The following is a 399-nucleotide window of genomic DNA, read 5'->3' on the forward strand; positions in this document are numbered from 1 at the left end:
CATCCGCTCCGGCCCGAAGCGGTCGGATGGCGTTCCTCTAGACTTCGGCATTTCCGCGATCTACATTTGAGCTTCTGTGAGCCTGAATTATATCAGCTCTCAGCCCATTCGCATCGCCCACCCTCACCATTTGCGGTTCGGGCCTGCGCTTCACCCCCCCATTCAACGTAATTTCACCGTGCAAGCGGGAGGAGTTTCAATGGCCAATGCCCAATGCGCCTGCGGCGCTCTGAGACTGATGCTCAGCGAGCCGCCACAATTGACTGCGCTGTGCCACTGTTTGGCTTGCCAGCGCAGAACGGGTGCGCCGTTCAGCGCAAATGCTTTCTACTCGATGGGCTGTGTCGAAATATCCGGAACGTCTACAGAATTCATTCGCACTGCCGAGAGCGGTCGCAA

The 399-nt window shown here is 57.4% G+C and carries 1 protein-coding gene; it reads left to right on the forward strand.

The features are described 5' to 3' along the window. Positions 1 to 199: 199 nt before the first annotated feature. Positions 200 to 399: GFA family protein (locus AF337_RS41280; protein WP_193393691.1), on the forward strand; the 200-nt coding region annotated here is incomplete at its 3' end.

Source organism: Rhizobium ecuadorense, from assembly GCF_001187535.1.
GTDB classification, from domain to species: Bacteria; Pseudomonadota; Alphaproteobacteria; order Rhizobiales; family Rhizobiaceae; genus Rhizobium; species Rhizobium ecuadorense.